The following is a 19,225-nucleotide window of genomic DNA, read 5'->3' as shown; positions in this document are numbered from 1 at the left end:
CTACTTATTTATAATCATTCCCCCTCGTTTTCGTTTACATTTATTCCAACCTTAAAAACAAATTCTATTACTTCATTCTAGATTATTTTATTACCTCTATTTTCTATCCTGAATTTCTTTTTCTAAGAGCTTTATTAATTAAATAATAAAGGAGGAATCTTCTTGATCAAACGTTTGATCAATTGGTGGGATGGCCGATATGATAGGCAGTTTTTGGTTGTTTCGCCGTTATCCCCGAATGATTCTACTGATGAACAATCCCCTTATTCTCTTACCCTCTCTGGTAAACTTCTGCTTGAGCATCAGCTTCCTGTTGATAAGGATGAACTTATTCAGAAGAAGTATCTTACGAAAATTCCTGCTATTACGAAGAAACATTTTGACTATACGTGTCATCGTTGTGGGAACCGGGTGCAGCGTTTTTTTGGTTCTTGGCCTTGTCGGTGTGGTGATTGTGTGTATTGTCGGAAGTGTGTGGTGATGGGGCGGGTGAGTTTTTGTTCTTCTCTTTATATTTGGACGGGGCCGCGGGCTTCTTTTCCATGTTTGAGTAATGCTTGTGCTTGGGAGGGGGAGCTTTCGCGATATCAGCGTACTGCTTCGGGTCGGATTCGGGAGGCGGTTGATGAGCGGTCTCGTCTTTTGGTCTGGGCGGTTTGTGGTGCTGGGAAGACGGAGATGTTGTTTGCTGGGCTTGAGAAGGCTTTTGCGGAGGGGAAGCGGGTTTGTTTGGCTACGCCTCGGGCTGATGTGGTTCGGGAGTTGAGGCCTCGGTTTGCTCGTGCTTTCCCTGATATTAAGATTGTGGCTCGTTATGGGGGGAGTGAGGAGGTGGATGAGGGGGCTCAGTTCCTTTTGGCGACGACTCATCAGCTACTTTATTACGCAAGGGCTTTTGATGTGATGATTATTGATGAGGTGGATGCTTTTCCTTATCACTCTGATCCTATGCTTCCGTACTCTTCTGCCAGAGCGTTGAAAACAGATGGCTCTCTTATTTACCTCACGGCTACTCCTCGGTTAGACCTCAAAATTCGCTCTCACCTTAATATTCTTCCTACTGTTTTTGTACCTCAACGATTTCATGGTCATCCACTGCCTGTTCCGGTTTTTCGTTCTAGTTTTGATTTGAAGAGGCGTGTTGTGCCAAAAGGTTTGAAAGTGTGGCTGCAAGAAAAGAAGAAGGCAGGGCGTCGGGTTCTTTTGTTTGCTTCTACTATTGAAAAAGCTGAGAAGTTAACGATTGAGTTGCCTGGTAGTATAGCTGCTCACAGTGAAGATCCGGAACGGGAGACGAAGATTCAGCGCTTCCGTGAAAAAGAGGTGGACCTTTTGATTACGACGACGATTCTGGAGCGAGGGGTTACGTTTCCGTCTATTGATGTAGCGGTGCTTGATGCTGGGCATGATGTGTTTGATGAAGCGGCACTTGTTCAGATAGCGGGTCGTGCGGGGCGGAGCCCGGATGATCCTTCAGGGGATGTTGTGTTCTTTCATAATGGTGCTTCTGATGGAATGGTTAATGCACGAGATTCGATTCGCCGTATGAATAAGTTGGCTGAGAAGGGGGCGGAGTAGATGCATTGTTTATGGTGTGATGCTGAGATTATAAAAGAGGTGAATTGGAATAATCTGTTTAAGCTCCCGGAGGATGAGGTGATCTGTCAGGGCTGTAAGGAGCAGATGGTGCTCATTCAGGGGCCTACCTGTCCTCAGTGTTCTCGGGAGATGGATAGTGAAGATATATGTGAAGACTGTGTTCGATGGGGAGGGGCTGGTCTTGATTGGAATGTCTCTCTTTACAAGTATAACGATTTTCTGAAAGAGGTTGTGGCTAAGTGGAAGTACCGAGGGGATTATGTGTTAGTTGATTTGTTTATGGAAGATTTCAAGAAGCGGTTCGAGACTCTGAGAGTATCTGAAGAAACAATTCTTGTACCAGTTCCTCTTTCGGATGAGCGTATGGTAGAACGAGGGTTCAATCAATCTGAGGCTCTGGCGAACGCTTTGCCACTTCAAAGGGGAAATCTTTTAAGTAGAATCCATTCTGAGAAACAATCGAAAAAATCTCGTCGGGATCGGATGACCACAGAGAATCCATTTTCGCTTAACGCATCTATCTCAAAACCAGTTCTTCTTATCGATGACATCTACACAACAGGCAGAACGCTTCAACATGCAGCTCACCTCCTAAAAGAAGCGGGAGCATCAACTGTTTTTTCTTATACCCTAATCCGAGGATAACTGAAAAACTCATTCTTTCCCCCTTTTGATTCTCGCTATGTTGTCGATATAAGAAGTAGAGAGAAAAGGGAGGACTTTGGTTATGGGAGAGTTATCGAATTGCCCGCGCTGTAATGCGTTATTTGTGAAAAATGTAAAGGATATTTGCCCGAATTGCTATAAAGAAGAAGAAGCTGAGTTTGATAAAGTGTATAAATTTATTCGAAAGCAAAAGAACCGTGCAGCGACAATTGATCAGGTTTCTGAGGCGACTGGAGTAGATCGAGATTTGATTATGAAGTTTGTGAAGGAGCAGCGGTTACGGACATCTATGTTTCCGAATATGGCTTATCCTTGTGAACGGTGTCAATCACTTATCACAGATGGTAAAATATGTGGTGAGTGTTCAGAAGACATTCGAAGCGATCTTGAGCAGGAAGAGAAGGTTGAAAGTCTTAAAGGGAACGACAAAAAAGTTTCAACCTACTACAATTTTGAGAAATAAGACTCACTTAAGAAATCCGTTTCTATACCGATATAAAGGGTAGACTCTTTACACGGATCGAAATTAGAAAGAGGTGAGCGGAATGAGAATCAACGGACCAAATCATTCAAACTTTAACCCTTATAGGAAGAACATAAATACTCAACAACAAGCGGGAGAAACGTCCGCTAAAAAAGATAAAATAGAAATTTCGAATGAAGCTAAACAGATGCAAGAACACCAGAAAGCGAAAGAAACGAGAAAGCAGCACATTGAATCCTTAAAACAAAAGGTCGATTCAGGTGAATACCAGGTTGATGCGAAGCAGACAGCAGCGAGTATGGTCAACTTTTGGAAGAATCGCTAAAGGAGGGGCATGACGCGTGTCCGTACAACCTATTTTGGAAGTATTAAAGAAGCACTACGCTTTGCATGAGAGTTTGCTAACGCTCTCTAAAAAGAAAACAGAAGCGCTGAAATCAGATGATATCGATACAATCCAGACATTACTTGTTCAGGAACGAAAGCATGTGCAGGGAATTAATGGAATGGAGAGTAAGCGAGCGCAGCTGGTAGGAGAATGGTTTCGGTTCCATTCTCCCCAAACAGAAGAGTACACGGTCTCTGCTATGTTACGTGTGTTACCTGAGGGCGAAGAGAAACAAGCGTTAGCTGATTTGCTTGAGTCCTTTGTAATGGTTCTTGCACAGTTGAAAGAACAGGAACAGCTGAACACCGAGCTCACACAACAATCGCTTCAGTTTGTAGACCTCACACTTAATATGATTCAGCCTCAAACGAAGAATATGAATTACGGAAATCCGAAGGGACAGCAAGCGAAAAGCGAATCAAATCGTTCGATGTTTGATTCGAAAGCGTAAGGGGAGAGGAGAAAGGCAATGGGTTCGACTTTTAACGGTTTAGAAGTCGCGAAGCGCGCCATGTACGCGCAGCAGTCGGCTTTATATACAACAGGTCACAACATCTCAAACGCGAACACCCCTGGCTACTCCAGGCAGCGCGTGAACTTTGAACAAACAGCCCCGTATCCACCAGCATCTCGAAATCGTCCGGAAATTCCAGGTCAGGTTGGATCTGGTGTTGAAGCGGGTACGATCGAGCGTGTCAGAGAAAGTTTTCTGGACGCTCAGTACCGGGGAGAGAATACGAAAGCAGGCTACTGGTCAACGAAGGCTGAGGCACTTCAGAAGATGGAAGAGATTATGAACGAGCCTTCTGAGAATGGGTTATCGAAGACGATGGATCAGTTCTGGCAGTCGCTTCAGGATTTGTCTACGAATCCGAAAGATGAGGGGGCTCGTTCTGTCGTTAGGCAACGTGGGACAGCCGTAGCTGAGACTTTTAATTACTTATCAGACTCCTTACAGGGGATTCAAACCGATTTTAAAAATCAGATTGATATTACAGCGAAAGATATTAGTTCAATTGCTAAGCAGATTAAAGATATCAATGATCAAATTGGCGATGTCGAACCACACGGATACTTACCGAACGATCTCTATGACAAACGGGATCAACTGGTGGATGAATTATCTGAGCTTGTGGACATTAAAGTGAGTACAGTTGAAACGAGTGATTCTTCTCTTGAGATAGCGGAAGGGAAATATACAATCGAAATCATTGGCGCATCTGAGCCCCTGGTGGATGGAAAAAATAATTCGTACAGAGAACTTGATGTCGTTTATGCATCGGATGGAGCTGACGGTGAGGACGCAGACGGACCCGTAACTAAGCTTGCGATGATCGATCCTAAATCAAAGGATGATGCTGTTACCTCTTCTCTGTCAGGAGCGAGTTTAGATGCATTAGGTTCTGGTAAATTGAAAGGGCTAATGGAGTCCTATGGTTATAAAGCTGAGGGTGCAGAACAAGGCATCTATCCCGATATGCTAACTGAGCTAGATAAATTGGCAGCAGGCTTTGCCGATAGTTTCAACAGTATTCATAAGAGTGGATTGAGTCTCAATGAAATGAATGGCGTTGAAGACGAGGATTATGATGGAAACTTCTTCACTAAATCAGCGGAAACGGAAGGGTATGCCGGTTCCATGGCGGTAGCAAGTGGAATTAAAAACGATCTCTTCAATATTGCGGCTGAAGCGGATGGAAATGATCCTACGCTTGGCGGCGGAGAAAATGCTATAAAGCTTGGAGAAGCGTCTGATTCCATTGTCATTGATGGCAAAACGACCTCTTTTAATAGCTATTATGAAGGCATGATTGGCGAGATGGCAGTTGAGTCTCAAGAAGCCCGCCGGTTAGAAGGCAACTCTGAAACGTTGAAACAATCTGTTGAAGAACGCCGTCAATCAGTAAGCGGCGTGTCCCTTGATGAAGAGATGTCCAATATAATTAAGTACCAGCACGCGTATAACGCAGCAGCGCGAAATTTAACAACGATTGACGAGATGCTAGATAAAATAATCAACGGCATGGGCCGGGTTGGAAGGTAGGTGAGTGATCGATGGCTATTCGTGTAACGCAGAGCATGTTAACGAATAATATGCTGAGTAATATGAGTAAGAGCTATGAGCAAATGGGTAAGTATCAGGAGCAACTTTCTACTGGGAAGAAGATCAGCCGACCTTCCGATGATCCTGTTGTCGCTATGAAAGGTATGAACTATCGGAGCCAGTTAACAGAAATTGAGCAGTTTCAGCGTAATATTGGTGAAGTTCATAATTGGATGAATAACTCGGATGCGGCTCTTGATAAGACAACGAAAGCGTTGCAACGATTGCGGGAGCTAGCGGTTCAGGCTAGTAATGATACTTACGAGACCGGGCAACGTGAGAATATAGCTGAAGAAGTAAAGCAACTTAAGGCTCATTTAAAAGACCTTGCAAATACGAAAGTAAATAACAAGTATATCTTTAATGGAACCAACACGTCTGAGCCTCCTGTAACCGTTAATGTGGGGGACGGAAGTTTGAGTAAGAACTTTAACCAAGAGTTTGTTAACATGGAAGTTTCAGCTGGAACCAAATTAAATGTTAACGTAGACGGCAATAAGGTTTTCGGGAAGGATCTTTTCGCAAATGTTGATCAGTTTATTGATAACTTAAGCTCAGGAGAAGGCCTTGAGGAATCTATTGCTGCAATAGATCGTAATATTAATGATGTGGTGAATACCAGGGCAGACCTCGGGGCACGTATGAACCGAGTAGAGCTTGTAGAAGATCGCCTTTCAAGCCAAGAAGTTATGGCTAATCGAATTCTTTCTGATAATGAAGATGCAGAGTTAGAAAAAGTCATTACAAAATTAAAGACCCAGGAAAGTGTGCACCGAGCGGCACTTAGTGTAGGGGCGCGTATTATTCAGCCGACATTAATGGATTTTCTAAGATAAGCTATCTGTTCATCAGATAGCTTTTTTACTCTAATCAGAGGTGAACCAAATGAAGACTCCTCAAATTCAAATACAGACAACTCTAGCTAAGATTGGCTTAACCATACAAAATGCTAAACATACATATAAACAACGACCAGCAGAGCAACAGATTCAACAGCCAAAGGCAGACCTATCTATTAAGCAAGAATCCCCAAAGCTATCTATTAATCAAACAAAAGCATGGCAAAATATCGGGTTAAAAAGTGTTTTTGTCCGCGCAGAAGAATACGCCAGTCATGCCAAACAAAAAGGTTTAGAACATATAGCTACTATGGCGCAAGAAGGCGATGAACTAATGAGGATCGAAAATGGAGGTAATCCCATTGCATCTCAAGCCAAAAGAACAGTAGAAGGTCTTTGGGACTTCACTATTAACCCTGGTGGTCGTCCGGCTTATGAATTGGTAGACCTTTCATTTAATACTGGCAGAGCAACGATAGATGTGAAGCGCAACGAGCCGATTCTAAGAGCAACGAGAAATGAGCCACAGTTCCAATATGAGCGGGGACAAGTCACAGCAAGGATTGAGCAATATTCTGATGTGAATATAGATTTTAAGAACTTAACATTTAAGGGTTATCGATTTGAAACCAATATATAAGAAGTGGTGAGTTATGAATATAAACACAAAGTACTTTGGAGAAGTGGAAGTTAAAGAAGAAGAAGTGGTTATTTTCCCAAATGGGTTACCAGGTTTTGAAGAGGAGCTAGAGTTTGTGATTCTTCCGATTGATGAAGGAGGAATCTATCATTCTATGCAGTCCGTTCATAAAGAAGAGGTGTCATTGGTAATCGCGAACCCATATCTTTTCTTTAAGAATTATGAGTTTGAACTAGATGATCAAACGCTAGATACCTTACATATTGAGAGACCTGAGGATGTAGCCGTATTTTCTGTTCTTACACTGCGAGAACCATTTAGTGACACAACAGCAAACCTTCAGGCACCGATTATTGTGAATAAAAGTAACCAAAAAGGAAAGCAGCTCATTTTAACAAATACTCCTTACATGACAAGGCATCTTATAGCTGAAGGCGGTGACACGGATGCTCATACTGAATAGAAAGAAAGATGAATCAATTCAAATTGGCGATGATATTGAAATTAAAGTAGTTGCCGTTGAAGGGGATCAGATAAAAATTGGTATAGAAGCTCCTCGCTCTGTTGATGTGTACAGAAAGGAAATTTACATAAAGATCCAAGAAGAGAATCAGGAAGCAAGTAACGCGTCAGACGACCTTATTAATTTGCTAAAAAGTTTCAAAAAAGAGTAAACCTTTGTCAACTCCTGCCGATAAAAGATGTAGAAGGTTAAGGAATAAAGGCGGCCGACTTTAGACTTTAGCCAAAATACTTAGTTAGTTTCACAGGGACGTGAAACTTTACATTCAAGGAGGAAATTTTAAATGAGAATTAATCATAATATTGCGGCGTTGAATACTTATCGTCAGTTAAACAGTGCAAATAATGGTTCAGCTGCTTCTATGGAGAAACTATCTTCAGGTCTACGTATTAACAAGGCTGGAGACGACGCTGCCGGACTAGCAATTTCTGAGAAAATGAGAGGTCAAATTCGTGGATTAGATCAAGCTAATAGAAACTCACAAGATGCTATCTCTATGATTCAAACTGCAGAAGGTGCATTAAATGAAACTCACAGTATTTTACAACGTATGCGTGAATTGTCTGCACAGGCTTCTAACGGAACGCAAACTGATGATGATCGTGAATCATTACAAGCGGAAGTGGAGCAATTACAATCTGAGATTGACCGAATTGGTAATACTACCGAATTTAATACTAAGAGCTTATTGAATGGTGAGCAAAACCAATCCTCAGAATTATCTACACCTGGGACTGCAAATATCCAGGGTGTAAAAGTGAAGGAATTTATGGTAGAGGATACTTATTCATTAACTATAACATCAGCTGATGAAGTAGCAACTGATATTAATGATGGTGGTACGGGGCTTGACAATTCAACTAAGGTTAGTTTATCAACTACAACTAATGGTGACTTCAATATTGGTGACGCTTATTCACTGAAGGTTGAAGACGGATCAAGTCCAGGAACGAAAAAAGTTTCTCTATTAGATTCTACAGGTGCACTTGTAGGGAGTGCGGCTGATAATATTAATACATCATCTGGCAATACCACTTTTAGTGTAGGTAGCGATGAATTGACAATAGATAATACAGCAATTTCCTCCAATGGAACAGCTAGTTTTACAGTGGGTGAAACTGCTACTTATGCATTAGCCGACAGCAACTCAAATACAGTTGCCACTCTAACGGATGAAGTTACTACTGACGGTAAAGTGAAAATCGGTGGATTAGAATTATCGGTTGATAACACATTAACTAATAACAGTGGTGATACAGACATAGAGGTTTCTGGTGATGGTATTCGATTCCAAATTGGTGCTAACGAGAACCAAACCACCTCAATGACAATAGGTGATATGAGATCAGAAGCTTTAGGAATTAATGGAGTAGATATTTCTACACAATCAGGAGCAGAGTCTGCAATTACTACAATTGACAATGCTATTAAAAGTGTTTCAGAAGAACGTGCAAAACTAGGTGCAAATCAAAACCGTCTAGAACATACGATTAACAATTTAGGTACATCTTCTGAAAACTTAACAGCAGCGGAATCTCGAATCCGCGACGTAGATTATGCTTCGGTTGCATAAGCAGCTATGGAGCACAGTCGTCCTAACGGGTAACGGTTAGGATTACAATCGGGTGAATTGCTGGAAACCCCTTAGAGCCTTTTATGCGACAACGGAGCTGGAAACGGCAAACGTGAACGTGGAGAAATAAAAGGATTGGGCAATCAGCAGCCAAGCTCCTGTTCCGAAAGGATGGAGAAGGTTCAACGACTAGGATAAACCACCGTTTCAGGTGATGAAATCCGTAGGGAGGTTAACATCTTCCGAAGTGCCCGACCCCTACTAGTACAATAGAGGGTGAAGATATAGTCTGGTCAATCATGAGAGTGATTGTGGCACGATGGCCAAAGAAATGATGAACCAAACAAAAGAAAGTATTCTGGCTCAGGCTTCTCAAGCGATGCTTGCAAAAGCAAACCAACAGCCTCAAGGAGTACTTCAACTATTACGTTAATTTTAAAAGAAATGGTCGCCTCATATGAGGCGACCATTTTTGTTTAATTTACAAAGGTGGACCGCTTCACCATATTGGCGTCCTGTCTTTCGTTTGAACGCTTTTAATTCCTTCACGATGCAGCCTGTAAGGGTTACTTGGTAACTCTTTTGATCTGAGCTAGATTCATATTTTGCATTTTGTAACAAGGTATATGCCTTTTGATAAAAAGAAGAATTGCTTAAGGATCTATTAATCTCCTTTAAACTGTGCAATAAATCTCTGAGTTCTGAAGTAGGTTTCGTTAAGATGAATGTCTCAGGAAGGTAAATCGTAGTTCTAAGGGATTTTGTTTTATTAGTTTCAACAGCCTTCAAAAATATATCTTTTCTTCTCATACAAGAGGTTAAGTAGGGTCTTATAATTGTTAGGAAATAATAAATAGAGGGCTGGTCATATAAGAGTAAACGATTTTGTCCATCTTGGTGAAAGTTTAGAGAGTAGGTTTCTTTTAATAACTTTTGTAACTGTTCAACATCTCTTCTGGAGAAACAATCTGTGGATAAGATCAGCTTTTGAGGAGTGTTTTTACGTTTTTTTAAATGCCCATCATCCTGGTACCATGTCGCTAAGCAAAATGGTGAAATGTAGCGTTTCACAAATTGTATAGGAACAACCTTTTTATAATCTTGATACCATAGATCTTTTAAATCGTTCATCCCTTCAGAAGATTATGATTGCACGTAGTATTGTCTATAATACTTGTTCGTTCTTTTATCATATAGTTGTCTGAAAACAGGTGGAGGCGTTTCAATAGTTTGTTGGAGCATTTGATATCCTTTTACAGCCCATTCACGATCAGCCATAGTGTGAGCGAAGCGAAAACGGGGTGTTCTTTGATCTTGTATTACGATGTTTCCATCTCCTAAGAGCTTCCCAGTTATAAACTCTAAAAATTGTTCATTGTAATGAACATATAGTGTCAATACATTCACCTCACTTTTAACATATGGTTCTTAAATCCTTATTCTACTATACCCTCTATCAACCTCATTTTGATCCTTTATTCTTTTAATTATAAAACCTATTTATTTAACTTTTGACAGATCAAACCGATATAAAATATAAAGATGTGAAAAGGAGCTGGCTGACAGTGAAAGTGGGTAACATTGTACATGATTCCCTACTTCTGCAACGGGCTGAGCGCATCAATGTGAATACAACATCGTCAGAGGGTTTGGTTGAGGACAAAAAATCAAGCGTTCCCTATCAGGAAACAGAGAAACTATTAGACAAAGAAGAGGCTAAAGAAATTGTTCAGAGTATGAATGAATTTTTGGAGCCTGCGCAAACCGAACTTAAATTTGAATTTCATGATAAATTAGAAGAATATTACGTAACGTTAGTGAACCCTGAGACAGATGAAGTAATAAAGGAAATTCCTCCTAAGAAGCTGTTAGATATTTATGCATCTATGGCGGAATTTCTAGGCTTTCTTGTGGATCGAAAAGTATAAGGTGGTGACGTAAAGATGAGTGATATGCGAATTGGTGGTCTGGCGACAGGTATGGACATTGATAAAATTGTCGGTGACCTTATGAAGGCTGAGCGAATTCCTTTAAATAAAATGGAGCAAGAGAAAACATGGTTAACTTGGCAGCGGGATGCTTACCGGGATATGAATAAAAATTTTGATGAACTTGAAACAATGGCTTCTGATATGAAGTTCTCTGACGTTTATAATACGAAGACTACTTCTTCCACTATGTCTGATGCTGTTACGGCTACAGCTGATTCGGGAGCGAGTAATGGGAATTATAGTGTTCAAGTGAAGCAACTTGCTTCGGCTGCGATTAATACGAGTCGAGGGGCAATAACGAAAAACGGAGAAACACTTGATTTGAATGCTTCGCTTGAGAGTCAGCAGAATAAGTTTAAAAACGGAATTGATTTAACGAATCTAGATTTAACAATGAAGACTTATAACGAAGATGGATCTACTAACGATGTAACCATAGATATAACGAAAGACATGTCTATGAACGATATATTTAAAAAGATTAATAACTCCGATCTTGGTGTGAGAGCTTTCTACAATGAACAGGCTGACCAAGTTGTTCTTGAACGTACAAAGACTGGAGACTTCAATCAAACGGGAGAATTTCGTGGTGCTGAAATTGGCTTTCAGAGTGATAGCGCTAACCTTTTAACTCAAACTTTTGGGGTTTGGAATAGCAAACAAGACAAAGACGGGAACTGGGTTAAAACAGAAGTAGGGGGCAAAGATGCTGAATTCGTCTACAATAATGCTTTAACCATTACTTCTCACGACAATTCTTACAAATTAAATGGTGTGAACTTCCAATTTAAAGACGTAACAGATGGGAAGAATGCTTCTGTTACAGTAAACAACAATGTTGACCACGCCGTGGATAAAATCACAAAATTTGTAGCCAAATATAATGAAATCATTGAGAGCGCAAATAAGCAAGTTAGTGAACGGAAAAATCGCGATTACAAACCGCTTACTGATAAAGAAAAAGAAGCGATGGAAGAAAAAGAAATAGAGCTATGGGAAGAACAAGCAAAGAAAGGGCTTCTAAGTAACGACTCTGCTATTGAGGGAACCCTTTTCTCGATGCGTAACCAATGGTATGAATCAGTTGAAACAAGCGGCAATTTTAACACCATTACTGATATCGGTATTAAAACTTCTTCTAACTATCGTGATGGCGGAAAGCTTTTAATTACGGAAAGTGAACTAAGATCGGCACTAGAAAATGATCCGGAATCAGTATACAAGCTATTTTCCGGTGAGGGCGATAAGAAAGGGATTGCTGATAAATTAGAAGAATCCCTTAGAAATGGCATGAAACAGATTGAAGCGAAAGCTGGGAAATCAACAAGTGTCAGCAACAACTTCCGAATCGGAAAAGAATTAGATTCTATTAAAGATGAAATGAGAGATTTCGAAGATCGCTTAACTCAAATAGAAGATCGGTATTGGTCCCAATTTACTGCTATGGAAAAAGCTATTCAAAAGCTAAATTCACAATCGGCTCAGCTAATGAGTCAGTTTGGATAATAAAAGGAGTGTCTAACGATATGTCTATGCAGGCCTATCAAGCGTATCAAAATAACTCTGTAGAAACAGCATCACCAGGTGAACTAACGCTGATGCTGTATAACGGCTGCTTAAAGTTTATGAAACTGGCGAAAAAGGGCATTGAAGAGAAGAATATTGAGCTTCGTAATACCAACATTCAGAAGGCTCAAAAAATCGTTCAGGAGCTTATGATTACGATGAATCCAGATTACTCCATTACACAGGAAGTTATGCCGCTTTATGATTATGTGAACCGCCGCTTAATGGATGCGAATCTTAAGAATGATGCGACCATTTTAGATGAAGCATTTGGGATTATGACAGATTTCCGGGATACGTGGAAAGAAGTTGTAAAACAAACGCGTCAACAACAGTTTGGCGCAGGTGGGAACGCTTAATGAGTCAAGTTGATCAACTTCATGACATTACTTCAGAGCTATACGAACTATCTCAACAGCCGCCAAAAGCGACTGAGCGTGAAGAGTTTGTTGAGAAGCTTACTGGTTTACTAGAGCAAAGAGAAAGGCTTATAGAGGGTTTAGAAGGCCCTTATACAGATGAAGAACGGGAAAAAGGCCAAGAGGTCATTCGGATGAACAAAGTCGTGAATGAACGTGTTTCAATTCATATGAAGCAATTGAAAACAGAAATTGCTCACATGAAAAAACGAAAAACATCAAATCAGAAATACACTAACCCCTATCAAAGTGTGTCTTCATACGATGGGATGTTTCTAGACAAGAAGAAGTAGGTGAGCGTGTGGTAGAACTAACAGAAGAGAAAGTGCAATTCTTACAACAGTACGATCAGCTCCTTTACACAATGAGTGAGGGGTTCGATTACATAGAAGAAAATCTCGGAGAAGAAGCACCTGCAGAAGTGGACCAAGTCTTCAGTGACCTTGTACAGGCTATGCAACAGCTTCATCAAGGGAACCAGCAGCTAGCGGCTTTCATTGGAGATACGGAACAATTGAAGTATCAAATCGTTGATTTTCAGGAGATTGTCGAAATGATGTCTGAGTGGTTTGAGAAGCCAACTAATTTAGACAAGAAGTCTCTTATTAGTGGTAGAGTTGCGCCGAATTTTGAAAGTTGGCGGATGAGTATGCATCAGCTGTTAAAACCTTATATTCAACATTAGGATCCGTTACCTGCTTTGGATAGCGGGTTTCTTTTTGAAAATCACTTCGTGTCATAATATCTCCACAAAACGTTCACCAATTCGCCAAGCATAATACGTCTCTATATGAGTCGTTAAGGTGTATAATAAAAGTGAGGGAAGCCCTTACAAAAGCTGTTGTCGATTTTCTGGAGAAAAGTAAGAATAGGCGGTTTAATCAGCTCGGTTTAAGGGGAAGTATCCCTAATAAACCATCCTTATCCTATTTTCCAACAATTACTGACGCAAAGTATTCAAAAAACTCTAAAAATTCTAGCGGGTATTCTAGTAGTTGTGGTAGAATAGATTACACATAAGGATGAAAGGAGGACACTTTCTATGAAGTACAACATTCGTGGTGAAAATCTTGAGGTAACGGCGGCGATTAATGATTACGTCGAGAAGAAGATTGGTAAGTTAGGCCGTTACTTTGATGAGGAGCCTACATCAGAGGTACATGTCAATTTAAGTGTCTATAATGATGAGCAGCAAATTGAGGTTACAATTCCAATGAAAAATCTCTTACTCCGTGCTGAAGAACGGCACGTGGACTTATACGCTGCCATTGACCTTGTGGTAGGGAAGTTAGAACGCCAAATCCGCAAGCATAAAACAAAAATTAACCGTAAATTCCGTAACGAAGGCGCACCTAAGTACGTTTTCGCGGAAATGGAAAAGAGCTCACAGCAAGCTGATCCTTATGATGACGAAGATATTGAAATTGTTAAAAACAAGCGATTTGACCTGAAACCAATGGATTCTGAAGAAGCGGTATTACAAATGGATATGCTGGGCCATAGCTTCTTCGTCTTCACAAACAGCGACACGAACAACACAAACGTTGTATACCGTCGCCGCGACGGCAAATATGGTTTAATCGAACCAAATTAATAAAGTATGAGAAAGTTGCCTCCCATTAATGGGAGGCAACTTTTTTGATGTTATCTTTACCTCCTTTTTAGGGGAGGGATGTAGCGTTTCCGTTTTTCTTTTTAACATTAAGGAGGGCTGGGAAATTGCGAGACTCCTACGGGAGAAAGAGATAGACGAGACCCCGGAGGGCACGTTTTTTGCCCGAGGAGGCTCGGCAGCTCGCCCGTGGAAAGCGAGTGATTTCCCAGCCCTCCTTTCACTTACCAAGAGCAACGGAAACACTCCACCTATCACCCCCTAAAAATTTCCTCATAATTACTCGAAAAAGAACAGTTTTTAGCCCGCAGCCTACCAAAATTCAAAAACTGCAACAGAGAACCTTGATTTGCCGGGGTTCCCTGTTGCAGTTTTTCATTTTCTGTCGTTCGCTCATTACAAAGATCCCATGGTATAAATAATATAACGATGAAAGGAGGCGTGCTCATGAAAGAAAACGATCTTTCCTACCAGGAGCTGTACCATAAGCTGAAGAAGCAGGAAGAGTTCATCACGCAGCTCTTAGAAATCCTCGCTGTCACAAATCGCAAAGTGACGGAACTTGATCAACGGCAGCGTCGCGTCGAGCTTCATCACCTCTACACGTAAAACCCCCGTTTTTGCACCCTCACCTCACCTTCACGGGACCTCGCATCACCCCACCTCACCCAAAAGGGCGGCTCATCCTCGAGTTGTCCTTTTCTCATTGTAGCTCATGGTAGATGTTAAGCGACATCCAGCTCCGGCGCCTACCACCTCGAGGTCTTAAGGCAAAACGGGCTATGAGTAAAAGGCAACTCATAGCCCGTTTTGCCTTAAGCTTATCGGTGGTTAACAAGGCGCCTTGAGCTTTTGTGATAAGTTGTCACTTCCTACCTAAAAGTGTTATGATAATTGGCAGATGTATCAAATATTTAAGTAACGGATTTCTATAAATAGGGGAGCGTTATACATGCGTGCTTTGCTGAAAAAAGTATTTGGAGACGATAATTCACGCCAGCTTAAGAAGATGCAGCGTGTCGTCGATCAAATTGAATCTTTAGAACCTCAATATGAGAAGTACTCTGATGAGGATCTTCGTGCGAAAACAGAAGAATTTAAAGAACGTTATCAAAAAGGTGAAGATCTGAATGATATTCTTCCAGATGCCTACGCGGTCGTTCGTGAAGGAGCGAAACGTGTACTAGGATTGCGCCCTTACCCGGTTCAGCTATCAGGTGCAGTGGCCCTTCATGAAGGGGATATTGCCGAGATGAAAACGGGTGAAGGTAAAACGCTAGCCTCAGCACTACCAGCCTATTTAAACGCCATTACAGGTAAAGGGGTTCACATTATCACCGTCAACGATTACTTGGCGACTCGTGACTCCAGTGAAATGGGACAATTACACGAATTCCTTGGACTGACTGTTGGATTAAACTTAAACGGCATGTCGAAGGAAGAGAAGAAAGAAGCTTACGACGCTGATATTACGTATGGTACGAACAACGAATTCGGGTTCGATTACCTGCGTGACAATATGGTGTTATATAAAGAACAAATGGTACAGCGCCCGCTTCATTTTGCCATCATTGATGAAGTTGACTCGATCTTAATTGACGAGGCGCGTACACCGCTAATTATTTCAGGTTCTGCACAGAAGTCAGCAAACCTGTATCACCAGGCAGACCAATACGTGCGTACACTGAAGGAAGAAGACGACTACACGTACGATGAGAAGACAAAAGGCGTTCAGCTTACAGAACAAGGGATTAATAAAGCCGAACGTTTCTTCAATATTGAGAACTTGTATGATCTTTCTAACGTATCGATCACACACCACATTAACCAGGCGCTAAAAGCACACACGTCTATGCTTCGCGACCAGGATTACGTTGTGCAGGAAGGCGAAGTGGTCATCGTTGACCAATTTACCGGTCGTCTAATGAAAGGTCGTAGCTACAGCGACGGCTTACATCAGGCGATTGAGGCGAAAGAAGGCCTTCAGATTCGTAACGAAAGCCAGACGCTTGCCACAATTACATTCCAGAACTACTTCCGTATGTACGAGAAGATCTCTGGTATGACTGGTACAGCGAAAACGGAAGAAGAAGAGTTCCGTAACATTTATAATATGAACGTTGTGGTCATTCCGACGAACAAACCAATCGCTCGTGATGACAAGGCGGACATGATTTATAAATCAACGGATGCCAAATTCCTTGCCGTTGTAGAAGACATTAAAGAACGTTATAAAAATGGACAGCCCGTTCTTGTTGGTACGGTAGCCGTTGAAACCTCTGAGCTTATTTCAAAATACTTGGATAAAGCGAAAGTACCGCACAATGTGCTAAACGCGAAGAACCACTTCCGTGAAGCCGAAATTATCGAAAACGCTGGTCAAAAAGGCGCTGTGACGATTGCCACGAACATGGCCGGTCGTGGTACGGATATCAAGCTTGGCGATGGTGTTCGTGAACTTGGTGGACTAGCCGTAATCGGTACAGAGCGCCACGAATCACGCCGTATCGATAACCAGTTGCGCGGTCGTTCCGGACGTCAGGGTGACCCTGGTGTGTCTCAGTTCTATCTTGCGATGGAAGACGAATTAATGCGTCGCTTCGGTTCTGACAACATGCGCAACATGATGGACCGCCTTGGTATGGATGACTCTCAACCGATCGAGAGTAAAATGGTATCTCGTGCCGTTGAATCTGCGCAAAAACGCGTTGAGGGGAATAACTTTGATGCTCGTAAAACGCTTCTTGCGTATGACGACGTTCTTCGTCAGCAGCGTGAGGTCATTTACAAGCAACGTTTTGATGTTTTAACCTCTGACAACCTGCGTGAAATCATTGAGGAAATGATGAAATCCACCGTTGAGCGTCAAGTTGGTCTTCACACCGAAGATGAGATGGACGAGAACTGGGATCTTGATGCTTTAGTCGCTTATCTGAAAGCGAATGTCCTTGAAGAAGGCGATATTGAAGCTTCAGAATTGAAAGGGAAAGACCCTGAAGAGATGATCGAACTGATCATGGACAAAGTGAAAGAACGCTATGACAAGAAGGAAGAAGAACTAACGCCTGAACAGATGCGTGAGTTCGAGAAAGTTATCCTCCTTCGTACAGTTGATTCGAAGTGGATGGATCACATTGATCAGATGGACCAATTGCGCCAGGGTATTCACCTTCGTGCGTATGGCCAGAACGATCCACTGCGTGAGTATCAGTTCGAAGGTTTCGCGATGTTTGAGAAGATGATTGCAGCTATTGAAGAAGAAGTTTCTAAATATGTGATGAAAGCTCAAATTCGTGAGAACCTGCAGCGCCAGGAAGTTGCTAAAGGAGCACAGGCAGTTTCTGGTGGCGGAGAGAGTCAGCAAAAAGAGAAGAAACGTAAACCTGTTGTGAAAACTGACCACGTAAAGCGCAATGACCCTTGTCCTTGCGGTAGCGGTAAGAAATACAAGAACTGTCACGGTCAATAACAGGCGAGGGCACGCTCTTAAATAAAGAGGGTGTCTTCCCTATTTTGGCTTAAAATTTGATGAGGTGATGTCATGGAACTAGTAGATATTAAGCAAGAGATTGACAAAATGGCTAATCGTTTAGCGGACTTTAGGGGGTCTCTTTGACCTCGATCAAAAGAAAGAGCGCATTGCTGAATTAGAAGAGCAAATGGCGGACCCAAGCTTCTGGGATGACCAGGATACAGCTCAAAAAGTAATTGGCGAAGTAAACGGGCTTAAAGGCTACGTGCACACGTTTGAAGAACACGTGGAGTCATTAGAGAACCTTGAGGTTTCCTATGAGCTTGTAAAAGAAGAAGGCGATGAAGAGCTCGCTGAAGAACTAGAGGAAGACCTTAAGAAGCTGAGCGAAGCCCTCAATGAATTTGAACTTCAAATGCTTCTAAGTGAACCTTATGATAAGAACAACGCGATCTTAGAATTACACCCAGGTGCTGGTGGTACCGAGTCTCAGGACTGGGCGAGCATGCTGCTTCGTATGTATACACGCTGGGCAGAAGAGCGTGGATTCAAGGTCGAAACCATGGACTATCTTCCAGGTGAAGAAGCTGGTGTGAAAAGCGTTACGCTAAACATTCAGGGCCATAATGCCTACGGCTATCTGAAAGCGGAAAAAGGGGTTCACCGTTTAGTCCGTATTTCACCGTTTGACTCAGGAGGCCGTCGCCACACGTCCTTCACATCTTGTGAAGTCATGCCTGAGTTTAATGATGACATTGATATTGAAGTTCGTTCAGAAGACCTGAAAGTGGATACGTACCGTGCAAGTGGTGCCGGCGGTCAGCACGTTAACACGACAGACTCTGCTGTTCGTATTACGCATATCCCAACAAACACGATTGTAACGTGTCAGTCTGAACGTTCTCAGATCAAAAACCGTGAGCAAGCCATGAAAATGCTGAAATCGAAGCTATACCAACTAGAAATCGAACGTCAGCAGCGCGAGCTTGATGAGATCCGCGGTGAACAGAAAGAAATCGGCTGGGGAAGCCAGATTCGTTCCTACGTCTTCCATCCATATTCAATGGTGAAAGACCACCGTACAAACAAAGAAGTCGGAAACGTACAAGGAGTCATGGACGGCGATCTCGACCCATTCATCGACGCCTACCTACGCTCCCTAATCAACTAAATACCAAAAGCCTGCCACCCCGGCAGGCTTTTTTTCGTGCACTAAAGTACAGAAGCGTGTCAGACACCTGGTAGCGAACTAAAGCAAGAAAGCGTCTCAGACACCAAGCAGTACTCTAAAGCGCAAAAGCGTACCTGACACCCTGCATTCCTTTACCGCGCTAATGCGTTATTTCGGT

At 42.1% G+C, this 19,225-nt stretch carries 23 protein-coding genes; 21 read left to right on the top strand and 2 right to left on the bottom strand.

The genetic code is table 11. From position 1 onward, the window contains the following. Positions 1–162: 162 nt before the first annotated feature. From LQ226_RS19510 to LQ226_RS19450, 12 genes are all read left to right on the top strand, one after another. Positions 163–1,578: an ATP-dependent helicase ComFA gene (locus LQ226_RS19510; protein ID WP_231419712.1), complete on the top strand. Its 1,416-nt coding sequence runs from the start codon at positions 163–165 to the stop codon at positions 1,576–1,578. Next, entirely contained in the window at positions 1,579–2,244 is a 666-nt protein-coding gene (locus tag LQ226_RS19505; RefSeq protein WP_231419711.1) for a ComFC family protein, read from the top strand. A gap of 82 nt (positions 2,245–2,326) precedes the next feature. After that, a complete protein-coding gene (locus LQ226_RS19500) occupies positions 2,327–2,728 on the top strand; it encodes a TIGR03826 family flagellar region protein (RefSeq protein WP_231419710.1) in 402 nt (133 codons plus the stop codon). Positions 2,729–2,810: 82 nt separating this feature from the next. Then, the gene (gene flgM, locus LQ226_RS19495) at positions 2,811–3,074 is read left to right on the top strand and encodes a flagellar biosynthesis anti-sigma factor FlgM (protein WP_231419709.1); all 264 of its coding nucleotides are present in this window, start codon (positions 2,811–2,813) and stop codon (positions 3,072–3,074) included. 16 nt (positions 3,075–3,090) lie between these two features. Continuing rightward, positions 3,091–3,588 (top strand): flagellar protein FlgN, encoded by a 498-nt coding sequence (locus tag LQ226_RS19490; RefSeq protein WP_231419708.1) that lies wholly within the window; start codon positions 3,091–3,093, stop codon positions 3,586–3,588. 18 nt (positions 3,589–3,606) lie between these two features. Then, positions 3,607–5,181, top strand: coding sequence for a flagellar hook-associated protein FlgK (gene flgK / locus LQ226_RS19485; protein WP_231419707.1), 1,575 nt, complete (start codon positions 3,607–3,609; stop codon positions 5,179–5,181). A gap of 17 nt (positions 5,182–5,198) precedes the next feature. Beyond that, entirely contained in the window at positions 5,199–6,077 is an 879-nt protein-coding gene (gene flgL, locus LQ226_RS19480; RefSeq protein WP_231419734.1) for a flagellar hook-associated protein FlgL, read from the top strand. 49 nt (positions 6,078–6,126) lie between these two features. Beyond that, on the top strand, positions 6,127–6,720 hold the full coding sequence (locus LQ226_RS19475; protein ID WP_231419706.1) for a DUF6470 family protein: 594 nt from the start codon (positions 6,127–6,129) through the stop codon (positions 6,718–6,720). Between the two features lie 13 nt (positions 6,721–6,733). Beyond that, entirely contained in the window at positions 6,734–7,183 is a 450-nt protein-coding gene (gene fliW / locus LQ226_RS19470) for a flagellar assembly protein FliW (protein ID WP_231419705.1), read from the top strand. Then, the gene (gene csrA / locus LQ226_RS19465) at positions 7,167–7,394 is read left to right on the top strand and encodes a carbon storage regulator CsrA (protein WP_231419704.1); all 228 of its coding nucleotides are present in this window, start codon (positions 7,167–7,169) and stop codon (positions 7,392–7,394) included. The genes fliW and csrA overlap by 17 nt, the downstream gene beginning before the upstream one ends. A gap of 132 nt (positions 7,395–7,526) precedes the next feature. Further along, positions 7,527–8,816, top strand: coding sequence for a flagellin N-terminal helical domain-containing protein (locus tag LQ226_RS21075; protein ID WP_284526581.1), 1,290 nt, complete (start codon positions 7,527–7,529; stop codon positions 8,814–8,816). A gap of 319 nt (positions 8,817–9,135) precedes the next feature. After that, positions 9,136–9,249: a flagellin gene (locus tag LQ226_RS19450; RefSeq protein ID WP_370635544.1), complete on the top strand. Its 114-nt coding sequence runs from the start codon at positions 9,136–9,138 to the stop codon at positions 9,247–9,249. 20 nt (positions 9,250–9,269) lie between these two features. On the opposite strand, the gene LQ226_RS19445 is transcribed toward LQ226_RS19450, so the two are convergent. Continuing rightward, on the bottom strand, positions 9,270–9,947 hold the full coding sequence (locus LQ226_RS19445; RefSeq protein ID WP_231419703.1) for a hypothetical protein: 678 nt from the start codon (positions 9,945–9,947) through the stop codon (positions 9,270–9,272). A gap of 12 nt (positions 9,948–9,959) precedes the next feature. Next, complete coding sequence (locus tag LQ226_RS19440; RefSeq protein ID WP_231419702.1) at positions 9,960–10,214, bottom strand: hypothetical protein; 255 nt, start codon at positions 10,212–10,214, stop codon at positions 9,960–9,962. A 173-nt stretch (positions 10,215–10,387) separates the two neighbouring features. Here LQ226_RS19440 and flaG point away from each other — a divergent pair, with 173 nt between their 5' ends. The 9 genes from flaG to prfB all read left to right on the top strand — a co-directional run bounded on the left by flaG (position 10,388) and on the right by prfB (position 19,047). Beyond that, positions 10,388–10,744, top strand: coding sequence for a flagellar protein FlaG (gene flaG, locus LQ226_RS19435; RefSeq protein WP_231419701.1), 357 nt, complete (start codon positions 10,388–10,390; stop codon positions 10,742–10,744). A 15-nt stretch (positions 10,745–10,759) separates the two neighbouring features. Beyond that, entirely contained in the window at positions 10,760–12,313 is a 1,554-nt protein-coding gene (locus LQ226_RS19430) for a flagellar hook-associated protein 2 (protein ID WP_231419700.1), read from the top strand. A 20-nt stretch (positions 12,314–12,333) separates the two neighbouring features. Further along, a complete protein-coding gene (gene fliS / locus LQ226_RS19425; RefSeq protein WP_231419699.1) occupies positions 12,334–12,732 on the top strand; it encodes a flagellar export chaperone FliS in 399 nt (132 codons plus the stop codon). Further along, entirely contained in the window at positions 12,732–13,085 is a 354-nt protein-coding gene (gene fliT / locus LQ226_RS19420) for a flagellar protein FliT (protein ID WP_231419698.1), read from the top strand. Before fliS ends, fliT begins: the two co-directional genes overlap by 1 nt. Before the next feature lie 8 nt (positions 13,086–13,093). Continuing rightward, positions 13,094–13,477, top strand: coding sequence for a DUF8042 domain-containing protein (locus tag LQ226_RS19415; protein ID WP_231419697.1), 384 nt, complete (start codon positions 13,094–13,096; stop codon positions 13,475–13,477). A 357-nt stretch (positions 13,478–13,834) separates the two neighbouring features. Beyond that, positions 13,835–14,386: a ribosome hibernation-promoting factor, HPF/YfiA family gene (gene hpf, locus LQ226_RS19410; RefSeq protein WP_231419696.1), complete on the top strand. Its 552-nt coding sequence runs from the start codon at positions 13,835–13,837 to the stop codon at positions 14,384–14,386. Between the two features lie 465 nt (positions 14,387–14,851). After that, positions 14,852–15,013: a hypothetical protein gene (locus LQ226_RS19405; protein ID WP_231419695.1), complete on the top strand. Its 162-nt coding sequence runs from the start codon at positions 14,852–14,854 to the stop codon at positions 15,011–15,013. Between the two features lie 343 nt (positions 15,014–15,356). Further along, positions 15,357–17,873, top strand: coding sequence for a preprotein translocase subunit SecA (gene secA, locus LQ226_RS19400; RefSeq protein ID WP_231419694.1), 2,517 nt, complete (start codon positions 15,357–15,359; stop codon positions 17,871–17,873). Between the two features lie 72 nt (positions 17,874–17,945). Next, positions 17,946–19,047, top strand: a protein-coding gene (gene prfB, locus LQ226_RS19395) for a peptide chain release factor 2 (RefSeq protein ID WP_231419693.1) whose coding sequence is annotated in 2 segments (ribosomal slippage) — positions 17,946–18,017 and positions 18,019–19,047 — 1,101 coding nt in all. Because the reading frame shifts where the segments join, the coding sequence is not laid out codon by codon here. Positions 19,048–19,225: the final 178 nt, after the last annotated feature.

The sequence above is a fragment of the Pontibacillus sp. HN14 genome (assembly GCF_021129245.1).
Lineage (GTDB): Bacteria > Bacillota > Bacilli > Bacillales > BH030062 > Pontibacillus.
Note: the sequence above shows the minus strand (reverse complement) of the source record. Positions and strands in the feature narration are given on the sequence as shown.

Coding starts and splice junctions, on each gene's coding strand:
- LQ226_RS19505 (WP_231419711.1), top strand. CDS start 1,579: ATGCATTGTTTATGGTGTGATGCTGAGATTATAAAAGAGGTGAATTGG.
- LQ226_RS19500 (WP_231419710.1), top strand. CDS start 2,327: ATGGGAGAGTTATCGAATTGCCCGCGCTGTAATGCGTTATTTGTGAAA.
- flgM (WP_231419709.1), top strand. CDS start 2,811: ATGAGAATCAACGGACCAAATCATTCAAACTTTAACCCTTATAGGAAG.
- flgK (WP_231419707.1), top strand. CDS start 3,607: ATGGGTTCGACTTTTAACGGTTTAGAAGTCGCGAAGCGCGCCATGTAC.
- LQ226_RS19475 (WP_231419706.1), top strand. CDS start 6,127: ATGAAGACTCCTCAAATTCAAATACAGACAACTCTAGCTAAGATTGGC.
- fliW (WP_231419705.1), top strand. CDS start 6,734: ATGAATATAAACACAAAGTACTTTGGAGAAGTGGAAGTTAAAGAAGAA.
- csrA (WP_231419704.1), top strand. CDS start 7,167: ATGCTCATACTGAATAGAAAGAAAGATGAATCAATTCAAATTGGCGAT.
- LQ226_RS21075 (WP_284526581.1), top strand. CDS start 7,527: ATGAGAATTAATCATAATATTGCGGCGTTGAATACTTATCGTCAGTTA.
- LQ226_RS19450 (WP_370635544.1), top strand. CDS start 9,136: ATGGCCAAAGAAATGATGAACCAAACAAAAGAAAGTATTCTGGCTCAG.
- LQ226_RS19445 (WP_231419703.1), bottom strand. CDS start 9,947: ATGAACGATTTAAAAGATCTATGGTATCAAGATTATAAAAAGGTTGTT.
- LQ226_RS19430 (WP_231419700.1), top strand. CDS start 10,760: ATGAGTGATATGCGAATTGGTGGTCTGGCGACAGGTATGGACATTGAT.
- fliS (WP_231419699.1), top strand. CDS start 12,334: ATGTCTATGCAGGCCTATCAAGCGTATCAAAATAACTCTGTAGAAACA.
- fliT (WP_231419698.1), top strand. CDS start 12,732: ATGAGTCAAGTTGATCAACTTCATGACATTACTTCAGAGCTATACGAA.
- hpf (WP_231419696.1), top strand. CDS start 13,835: ATGAAGTACAACATTCGTGGTGAAAATCTTGAGGTAACGGCGGCGATT.
- LQ226_RS19405 (WP_231419695.1), top strand. CDS start 14,852: ATGAAAGAAAACGATCTTTCCTACCAGGAGCTGTACCATAAGCTGAAG.
- secA (WP_231419694.1), top strand. CDS start 15,357: ATGCGTGCTTTGCTGAAAAAAGTATTTGGAGACGATAATTCACGCCAG.